The 11,048-nt window shown below is 45.1% G+C and carries 3 protein-coding genes and 1 pseudogene; all 4 read left to right on the top strand.

What is annotated here, in order from left to right; genetic code table 11:
- The first annotated feature begins 358 nt into the window (after window positions 1-358).
- Complete coding sequence (locus tag V7Q33_RS22560; RefSeq protein ID WP_333821388.1) at window positions 359-4,087, top strand: hypothetical protein; 3,729 nt, start codon at window positions 359-361, stop codon at window positions 4,085-4,087.
- Window positions 4,088-4,097: 10 nt separating this feature from the next.
- Window positions 4,098-6,107 carry a DUF6443 domain-containing protein gene (locus tag V7Q33_RS22555; protein ID WP_333821387.1) on the top strand — a complete coding sequence of 670 codons (2,010 nt, stop codon included), beginning with the start codon at window positions 4,098-4,100 and terminating at the stop codon, window positions 6,105-6,107.
- A 10-nt stretch (window positions 6,108-6,117) separates the two neighbouring features.
- Window positions 6,118-6,537, top strand: a complete 420-nt coding sequence (locus V7Q33_RS22550) for a hypothetical protein (protein WP_333821386.1) — start codon at window positions 6,118-6,120, stop codon at window positions 6,535-6,537.
- A 15-nt stretch (window positions 6,538-6,552) separates the two neighbouring features.
- A pseudogene (locus V7Q33_RS22545) lies at window positions 6,553-11,048 on the top strand (hypothetical protein); the annotation flags it as partial.

Here is an 11,048-nt window from a genome sequence, read left to right as displayed (position 1 = left end):
GAGGAATAACTGCCCAATAAGTTTTCTGCTATAGGATGATGTGTTGCTATAAAAAGCTCACGCAAATTTGATTACATGCGTATGCCTTAGAATAGGGGATATAGTTTGCTCGCGGTTTGTGACACAAAAAATATATATAGGCCTTTTATGATATTGTATGTGTTTTTTTGTGACATTTAGCTTCGTTTATATGAATAGTATATATGTATAACCTGACCTGCCGTCTGCACCCTCTGCGGATTATGCCTTCGTTGTTGCCAGTAAAGGAGTTCTCACCCAAGGAACTTCATGAATTCCGATGTCTCCCGTTTCAGCTTCAGGTCAGTCTTTTTTCTTTACAACAATAATTTAAGAATACATGATGTTATCTTTACCTGCCAGGATCGTATATATAGCAATAGCATGCTTTGCTGTATGGGATGTAGGCGCGCAGAATTCTTCAGAGCCTCCTAAAATTATACCGCCAACGCCCAACGCAGCAGCGTTTGCCAAATATGGAAATATTCCAATCTCAACTTACACGGGCGTACCTGAAATTTCAATCCCCCTATATGAGATAAAAGTGCGGGATATTTCTGTCCCCATTTCACTAAGCTATCATGCCTCCGGGATCAAGGTCGCGGATGAATCAAGCAGAGTGGGCCTCGGGTGGGTTTTGAACGCAGGAGGCGTAATCAGCAGAAATATTATTAATAGGGACGATTTTGAGGAGGATGTTACCGGGTATTTGAGCCCCAACAATATTGCTCCGGTGTTACCACTCTTCCATACCGCAGATGGGGTAACTCAATGTGCGCAAGGTGGTACAAATCTAACAATGATGAGTGGAGAACAATACGATCTTACAAAATTTATCCTTGGTTCTTCCTGCGACTTTGAGCCTGATCAATTTACATATAATTTTTTGGGGGAATCTGGAAATTTTGTACTAACCCGTGACAAAAAACCTATCCTGCAAAGAAATGAAAAAATCCGGATACGGTCAACAACGCTCAATAATAAACCTACCTGGGAGGTAACTACAGCCAATGGAACCGTCTACAAATTTGAAGCGTTCGATTATTTCGAGCCTTCCGATAACATGCCGGGTAATCGTCAACAGATCACTTCGTGGTATTTAACCAGCATTATATCAGTCCAAGGCGAACAGGTTACCTTTACATACCAGACCTATAGTGCTTTTACCCGCCCGGTGGGCTCTCAGTATGAATTTAATGAGTCTACTATTATATCGTGTCCGGGCGATAATGCCTATATACCACGTCCGCTCTATCCGCCGCCCTACATACCCAAACAAATTCCGGCCAGGAATTATACTTCAGTTTCATTGAGCCGGATAGATTGGAAAAACGGTTTCGTAAAATTCAATTATGCAGATGACCGTAAAGACATACAAGGTGACGTTCGTCTCTCCTCCATCCAGGTATTTAGCCTTAATGGCACGGTACCACTCCAGGAATTTGTTTTCGACCAGGATTATTTTGTGAGTCCGACATACGGCAGCGAGTTTACCGTTGATGTTCCTGTTAATTTTACCCTGAAACGGTTGAAGCTGCGTTCCCTGATGCAGAAGTCAGGAACCGATCCGAACCTGCAGCCCCTGAAACATTCTTTTGAATACTATGAAGACGAGTATTTAACACTGCCTCCTAAAAATTCGTATGCAAGAGATCACTGGGGATATTACAATGGCAGGCATTCCAATACATCGTTGATCCCTTCCTTCCAGCGTGTAACGGATGTAAATACGGATGCATCAAAACAGCAGATGTATCAGGACGCGATAGGAATTATGGGGCCGGAGCGAAGCCCGTCCAGCTATCATGCCTCTGCGTTTAGCCTGAAACAGATTACATACCCCACAAAAGGCCGCACAACGTTCTACTACGAGTCGAACGATTACAACGTGGATGAGCTTGATCCATTATCTCAGCCGGAGTCATATTCAATTCAAACGCCAGTGATGTATGACGGAAGAAATAAAGGCCAGGTTCAAAGTGTTATACTGGATCTGACGAACGAGTATGTTAATAAAGCCGGCAAAACCATTCCGATAGAATTTAGCGGTGTGTTTCGGGCGAAAGGACCCTGTAAGAATATTGTAGGTATAGCCGGTATATATTTTGAACTGTATCACGAAAACGGCACCAGTCCTATATCCCACGTGGATCTATCCATGCAGAACTGTCAATCACAGAACGACCAGGTTTGCATTTATTGCGATAACAGCAACCAGTCCATGAGCCCGGTATTCAGTTACAAGAATACGTATATTTTGCCTCCCGGCAAGTACCGGTGGGTAGCGTATATACCAGGAGGCGATACACAATTTGAAGATATTGTGGGCAACTATACCTGGTGGGCAGACGCGAGAAAACAACCTCAAGATAACGCTCTCAATATGTATGCCATAGCCGGGGGTATTCGAATCAGTAAAATTGAAGACTATGATCCGGAAAGCACAGGCAAAGCCAATGTTCGGACGTATGACTACCACTATACTACGGATGTCGATAATGACGGTGTAAAAGAAATACACTCCTATGGCAGAAAAATGACCGATCCATCCTATGGCTATATCGAAGCAGACTGGCAAAAACTGGTTAGCCGTTTGACTAAAGAAGTAATAATGTGCACGAAAGTCTATCACGTTATTTATGCTGCCGATAGCAATATTCCATTAACAAATTCGCAGGGTAACTTTGTGGGGTATGATAAAGTCACAGAAAGGTTAGGAGAAAACGGGGAACTGGGATATACGGAATATCAATTTGAAAATCATAGTGATGATGTAAAGCACTATTGGTATCCTTATTCTGATTATGTCAATACAGTACCCTTGCGGCCGCCATCACATCCCACTACTTCGTACGATCGCAACGGTATGATGACTCTGAAAAGGCAATTTGATGCGAGTGGTAAACTGGTGCATTCCATTGAAAATACGTACGACTCAAAGTATGCCGTTGTTCAGTTTGGAATGGAGTACAGAAGTATCCAAACAGACCAGGATGCACCTACAGACGAATTTCAATGGGGACATCCAGGCTCTGCAACGATCATGCTGGTATATCCTGCTATGAAAAGTACTTTTCCTTACCTGAAGAGTTCGGTTGAGGTTAACTATAAGGATGAAATGGAGGTGAGTAAAACTACGGAATATTTCTACGACAAAGAGGAACATTTGCAACTCACAAAAATGGCGGTGAACGAGAGTAACGGCCACAAGACGATTACCACTATAAAGTATCCGGCAGACTATACCGATGCGCAGGCAGGCAGCACCGTGATGGCCATGAAGGGTGAGAAATTTATGCATGGAAATGCGATTGAGACGACCGTGCTGGATGAAGCACCAGACGGAACACGAAAAATAAAGAAGAGAGATTTATCGCTGTTCTCAACCTTCGGAAACCTGGTTCTTCCCACGGAACAGGCATTCCTCAAAGCCGATAAATCTTTACCGGTATCGTCTGTTCCGGCTTATCAGCCGGCGAGTGCGTATGATCCGCAATTTTACAAGCGATCATTTGCTATAGCGTACGATGCCAACGGCAACATCCAGACTTTGCAAAAGCGTTCCAACTATAACACCGTTATGCTCTGGGGATATAACCAGACTTTCCCCATTGCCGAGATAAAGAATGCCAATACAGCAGACGTTTTTCATACTTCATTTGAAGAAGATGGTGTTGCGTTTACAGATGCCGGCAATGCCAGCCAGGCCTTTACCGGCACCAAAGTACTGAACGCATCAAGCTATACTTTTCCATCCTCCTATGCGCCTGCAGCAGGTTCTTTCATGAGTTATTGGTATTGGGCAAATAACAAATGGAATTTCAGTGGTATAATTCCATTCCAGCGGACTATAACTATTTCCGGAGATCGCCTGGATGAAGTGAGGGCTTTTTCCAAAGGCGCATTCATGACAACCTATACATTCGATCCCATGTATGGTGTTACTTCCAGAACGGACGAAAATAATATAGTAACCTATTATCGCTACGATGCTTTTGGGCGCCTGAGTGTTGTAAAGGATCAAAACGGTAAGATTTTGAAGCAGTATATATATCACTACAAAGACTAATCTTTTACCAATGAATAAAATGTTTTATTTCGAACATCTTCCCGCTAAGCGATACGTTGGTAAAGGGAGTATAGCAATACGGTTTTGTATTGCGCTCTTTATCATCGGGCTCTCATCAGACCTGCTGGCACAATCGGTGAGTGCGCCTTACAATAATCCGTGTGTTGGATCGCAGACTGTATTTACCGTATCGGCCTACAATTGCACAGGCGGGTACTCATGGGGTATAGCGGGAGCCACAAGAGGAGTGGACTATACCGTGATTGGCGATTCCAATTCACCGGCTTTTCGCGTGCAGTGGAATAAACCGCTGACGGGTATATCGGCCTCCTGTAATTATTACAATTGCACCACCGGGCCGCAGACTATATCCGGCAATGCATACTCGGCTTCGTTCAATGTAATAGAGAGTGTTACTCCCGCGGTGAGCATAGCGATGAACACGTCTTCCTATTGCACGGATAATAACCTGGTATTTACCGCCACACCAACCTATGGAGGGTCTTCGCCTTATTACCGCTGGAAGGTAAATGGCACCATCGTCAGCGAAGGGTATACCAATACGTTTTCTTCCAAATTTCTGATGTATAACGACCAGGTTTCTGTGGACATGACTTCCAACGCATCCTGTGTTACCACCACCCTTGCATCTTCCAACGCAGTAACAATCAATTATCAAAACCCGGCTATAGATCCTACCGGTACTGTAAAGATTTGTTCATCCTGTACCCAGCATATACAGGCTCCGGCCGGTTATTGGTATCAATGGTATATGAACGGTCAAACCTACCTCGATCCAACGACTGACCGCAATGAAATCATGGTGAGCAATGAAGGTACATACGCTGTTAAATTCAAGGTTAACAATTGTCTGGCGCAATCAACCCAACTGACTATAATCAAAAATAAACTGCCCATCGTAAATGCCTGTGCCGACATCACACTGAATTATCCCGGCAGCGCGGCAACCCTTACAGGAACGGCCACTGACCCGGACGGAACGATAACCTCTGTTTTGTGGCGACAAGCATCCGGATCTACTGCGATTACAAAAAGCGGAGACGAAACGTATACGTTATCTCTGAAAGACCTTTCTCCCGGCTACTATGTTTTTGCCCTTACGGTAACAGACGATTTTGGAGAAACTGCTTCTGATTATGTTGCCGTCAAAGTAAACGGACCACCCAACAACTATAATTATGTAATTACCAATTCACCGGTTTCAGACAAAACCACTACCGGAACACCCATTACTGAAAATAATATCGCATCATTAACGGTAGACGACAGGCAGCAGGTAATAGAATACTTTGACGGTCTTTCGCGCCCCATGCAGACGGTAACCACGCAGGCTTCGCGCAATAAAAACGATGTAGTGGTTCCGGTTGCTTATGACGATCAGGGCCGCGAAACGAAAAAATATTTGCCCTATACCGATGGAACAAACGGTACGTATAAGACCGATGCGCTAAAAGACCCCTTAACACAGCTCACTTCGGAAGCCGATATATACCACTCCGGCAAGCAGTATAAATTTTACCAGACTGCTGCCAATGTTTCGGGTGATAATTATCCGTATGCAGCGCGCGTGCTCGAGGCCAGCCCGCTCAGCAGGGTGTTAAAGCAGGGAGCACCCGGTGAAGCCTGGCAACCGGACCCCGACCCCTCGGTAACAACCGACCACACCATGAAACTTGATTACACCTTCAATGCGGAGGGCGAGGTTATCCTTTTTGACTATGATGAAAATACAGGCGCTGTAATCTTTACAAAAGACAATGCGCTTCAATATTACCCGGCCAACGAACTCTTTGTTACCAGAACAACCGATGAAAACAACCACGATGTGCTGGAATATAAAGACAAAAAGGGACGCGTAATCCTGAGAAAAGTAGCGTATAAAATTGAAGCCGGTGTTACGCAGTATACCGAAACATACTATGTATATAACGATCTCGATCGTTTGGCGGTAGTGCTTCCGCCCGAAGGTGTTAAAGCCGTAAGAGCAAGTATCAATTAAACGTATTGACATGATGAAGACAATTATACTTTTATTTATAGTATGGGTTCCGTTCCTGCTGCAGGCCCAGAACATAACCTCTGCTACACTCAGCTGGCAGGTCACATCCGTTACCGATGTAAACACGGGCGATATACTGTCAACCGGTGGCGATCAGATTATTTCACACGCGAATAAGTCTGTCGAATGGAAAGACAGCCAGGGCAATGTAAAATATACCTATACAGTAAATACAGTCAATGGCACCTGGAGCAATGTGAGCAACAACGGCTCTGTTATTTACCAGATCACTGCAAATGGCAAAGTTGGTACCATCGCTTTTGTAAGATCAGGCAGCGAAATCACCATACGTATACTCCTGTTGAAGGAAGACGGAGAGGATATTCCGGATATGTATGAATTTAAAATTACAGGCATTACTACACGCTAACTTTCGTTTGACAATATGCGATCTATTCTACCTACTTTCTTTTCAGGTATACTGTTGATAAGTATACTGTGGAGTGCTCCCGCGTCAGCGAAAGGGGAGGCTCCTGTAGTGGATGCCGTTCCGGATGCTGTTGAATTTGCAGCACTGAAAGCAATCTACGATAACCTGGGCGGTGCCAACTGGACCAACAAAACAAACTGGCCCGCAAGCGGCAGCTGGCCATCTTCTGCTACCAGTGCCCAGTTCGGTACCTGGTTTGGTGTAACCGTAACCAATGGCGATATAACTAAAATTGTATTGAGCTCGAACAACCTTGTTGGAACGCTGCCATTGGAAATTGGCTCCTTAAAAGCCGTAACGATATTTAACATGTATGGCAACGCCGGCATAACAGGTTCTATTCCTGCTGCCGTGGGGGGTATGACTTCACTGAGGGAAATATATCTGTACTCCTGTGGTTTGAGTGGAAATATACCCTCAGATCTTTTTAACATTGCCGGTTTACAGATCGTATATGCAGACCATAACAATTTAAGTGGCAGCCTTCCGGCTTCGCTGGTAAATGCCACCGCGCTGACAACCCTGGTGTTGCATGAAAATGATTTAACGGGTAGCATTCCATCCGATATAGGAAACCTGAAATATTTAACCACTTTATCACTGCATCACAATAACCTGAGTGGTACGATTCCTACTTCAATGGGCAGTCTTTCAAACCTGGTATACCTGCTTTTGCACGTTAACCAGCTTAGCGGAAGTATACCTTCTTCATTGGGAAATTTGAGTAAAGTAGTACAGTTTTATCTGAATAATAACAACCTTACCGGAAGTATTCCGTCTACGTTAGGAAACCTCGTTAGTGTGCAATACTTCTATATCTATGCCAACAGGCTTAGCGGCGAAGTTCCGGCCAGCCTGGGGAATATTACCAAAGTCAGGTACTTCTATATAAACGATAACCAGCTTACCGGTACGCTGCCGGCAGAACTCTCCAAACTCACGCAGACCGTAACGTTCTATGCCTATAACAATAAGTTCAGTGGTGTTTTACCTGCTGCATTATTCAACGGCTGGGTAAATCTGTCTATTCTGAATATATCAAACAACCAGTTTTCCGGCGATTTCCCAGGCTCAATCGCTACATGTCGGTCGCTGGCAAGTTTTGCTATCAGTAAAAATCTGTTTAGCAGTCTTCCGTCAGGCTTGCTTAACCTGAGCGTGCTGGTTTCATTGACGGCCAACAACAATGAGCTAAAAACACTTCCTGACTTTACCACGCATGTAAACAAGGCAAATTTAACGTTGAATGTTTCGTATAACCGCCTCGATTTTGGGTCACTCCAGGCACTCGTGGGTACCGGTATAAAGTCTGTTACCAGTACACCGCAGAATAACATTCAGGATGTGCAGTTCATAACGCCTGCAACAGGCGCATCGCTGGTTATACCCGGACGCGCTACCGGTACAAACGGAACCATGGTTTGGGAGAAGCTGCAGGCGAGTGGTGCCTGGACGAATATAAACAGCCAAAATGAAAATACTACCCAGTCAAGTTACAATAAGAGCTCATTTGCGCAGGGCGATGAAGGTACCTATCGCTTCCGGATGACCAATACATCTTTTGCAGGTGTAACCATACAAAGTGATCCCGTCAAGGTGAAAACCAAAGCCGGTTTTGCCCTCGACAACTGGGCCTATCAATATAAATACGATGACCTCGGCCGATTGACCCAAAAGAAAATTCCGGGTGCCGACTGGGTATATATGGTATATGATGATAACGACAGGCTGGTAATGACACAGGATGGCGAACAGCGAAAAACAAACCAGTGGCTGGTTACGAAATACGATGTGCTGAACCGCCCGGTAATCACAGCAATCTATACCCACCCGGCAGCCGTTGATCAGCCCGCTATGGCAGCATTGATCAGCACCACCAGCTTCAATGAAAGCTATGACGGTACTTCTGGTTTTCACGGCTATACAAATGTTGTGTTCCCAACGGATGTAACAAAGCTGGATGTTCAGACCGTGACGTATTACGATTCATACGATTTTAAAAACCTGTTGAACGATGATCGCTATAATTACAAATCGGATGAATTGGCAGAACAGTATAAATATGATGCGGGCGGTAATAGCTTTCCAGGCGTTGTTGGACAAATAACGGGTATCAAAAGCAAGGTATTGGGGAAGGGAAACTATATTATAGCGGCCACTTACTTTGACGATAAATACAGAATTGTGCAGGTTGTAGCAAACGATATGCACGGCGATTTTGATCGCACCACAAGTGTGTATGACTTCATTGGCAAAACCCTGAAATCCAAAACTACGCATACCGATTATTCCGTGAAGTGGACCAATGTAGTTAGCCCTGCCGTGGTGGATAAATTAACAAACACCTTGAGCAAAGCAGGTGGCACAGATGGATGGAACGCTGGCGCATCATCGGTGCGGGTGTTGCCTGCCGGGCAGGATGGCTGGGTGGAAGTAACAGCAACAGAGCTAACCAAGAACCGTATGGTTGGTCTTGCTTCGTCTGATCCGGATGCCAATTTTACAAGTATGAATTACGCGCTATACATGGCGAATTCCAGTTATAGCGTTCAGACTTACGAAAGCGGTGTAAAACGCTATAATGGAACCGGGCTCAATACGGGCGATGTATTTCGCGTAGAGCGTAAGGGAACAACCGTTACCTACCGGCAGAACGGGAAACTGATAGCAACCTCTGCTGCAGCTTCTACTACAGACTTGCGCGTAGACGCATCGTTGTATTCGTCAGGCGCTACACTGGCCGATGTACGGGCGTCTTTTGCAGCGCGCAGCACCAGTATAACGCGTACGTTTACATACGATCATGCCGGAAGACTGCTTAAAACATGGCACCAGGTAAACAATGGCGACAATATAGTGCTGGCAGAGAATACCTATAACGAACTCGGCCAGCTGGTAACCAAAAAGCTTCACTCCGAAGATCAGGGAAATTCATTCAAACAACACGTGGATCTGCGCTATAATATCCGCGGCTGGCTTACGCGCATCAATAACTCCGATCTTACACCCGATCAAACCAACGATCCCCGCGACCACTTTGGTATGAACCTCTCCTACAACGAAGTCGTTACCTCTATGAATAACGATCCTCAGTTCAACGGAAACATAACTGCTATTCGCTACAGTAACAACCAGGGTTTTGGCGATGTAAAGGAGCATGGGTATACGTTTGCCTATGACCCGATGAACCGGATCAATGCAACCAGCTTTAGGCAAAAGCAATCGTCTGACTGGACCTTGCCTCAGTATACTGATGCAAGTGGCATTCATACCACGGATGCCATGAGTGAGACTGGTTATGACTATGATTTGAATAGTAACCTGATGAAACTAACCAGAAAGGGTAAAGACGGTGCAACGATCGATCAACTTACCTACAATTACGGAACCGGACAGGCTGCGACCAATCAATTGCTAAGCGTAAGCGATGCGGGAGATCTGAAACAAGGCTTTGCCGATGGCAACACCATTGGTGACGACTATGCTTATGATAACAACGGACGAATAACAATCGATAAGAACAAGGATGTAGCTGCCGTCACATACAATCACCTGAATTTACCGGCACAGGTAACGAAGGTAAGCGGAGAGTATATCAAGTACATCTACGATGCCGTGGGCAGAAAGCTGGCCCAGCAGGTGTATACCAGTGCCAACGTACTCACCAAACAAACAGACTATGCCGGCGAATTCTTCTATGAAAATGATACCCTGAAATTTATTAATCATGAAGAAGGCCGCATCGTGATGACAGGCACGACTCCGGAGTATCAATATCATTTAAAAGATCACCTGGGCAACGTGCGCGTTACATTCACGTCAAAGGATTTGTCGGAAAGTGCAACGGCTACCATGGAAACGCAGAATGCTGCAAACGAGCAAGGCAAGTTTCTCAATTATACGGAAGCAATAATCGTTAACCAGGTACTGTTTGATCATACGCACAGAATACCCGGTAACCAAAACCAGGCTACCTATTACTCCACACGACTCACCGGTGGCAACACCAACGCCGTATATGGACTGGCTAAATCGCTTAGCGTAATGCCGGGCGATGTAATTCGTGCCGAGGTATATGCCAAGTATATAAATCCGGACAAGCAGCAGTGGTCTCAAACGTTGCGTGATTTTCTCACGGCTATTAATTCTGTGCCGGTTCAGTCTTCTGCGATTGCTGATGGCGGAGCTGCGGGCAGTATTGGCGGTAGCAGTTTCCCTTTTACCGGGTTGCTTTCACGGGCTAACGATACAGGCACAGGGCCAAAGGCGTATTTGAATTATCTTATCTTCGATAAGAATTTCAAGTTTCTCGATGGCGGTTATAAACGCCTTTCGGATGCTCCGAACGAAAAAGGCCAGAATGTTGACCACGAATTGCTATATTTCGATGGTATTCAGATCAAGGAACCCGGATATGTGTATATTTATCTGAGCAATGAAAATGAAACTCC

Source organism: Ohtaekwangia sp. (genome assembly GCF_036786105.1).
GTDB lineage: Bacteria > Bacteroidota > Bacteroidia > Cytophagales > Cyclobacteriaceae > Ohtaekwangia.
Note: the sequence above shows the minus strand (reverse complement) of the source record. Positions and strands in the feature narration are given on the sequence as shown.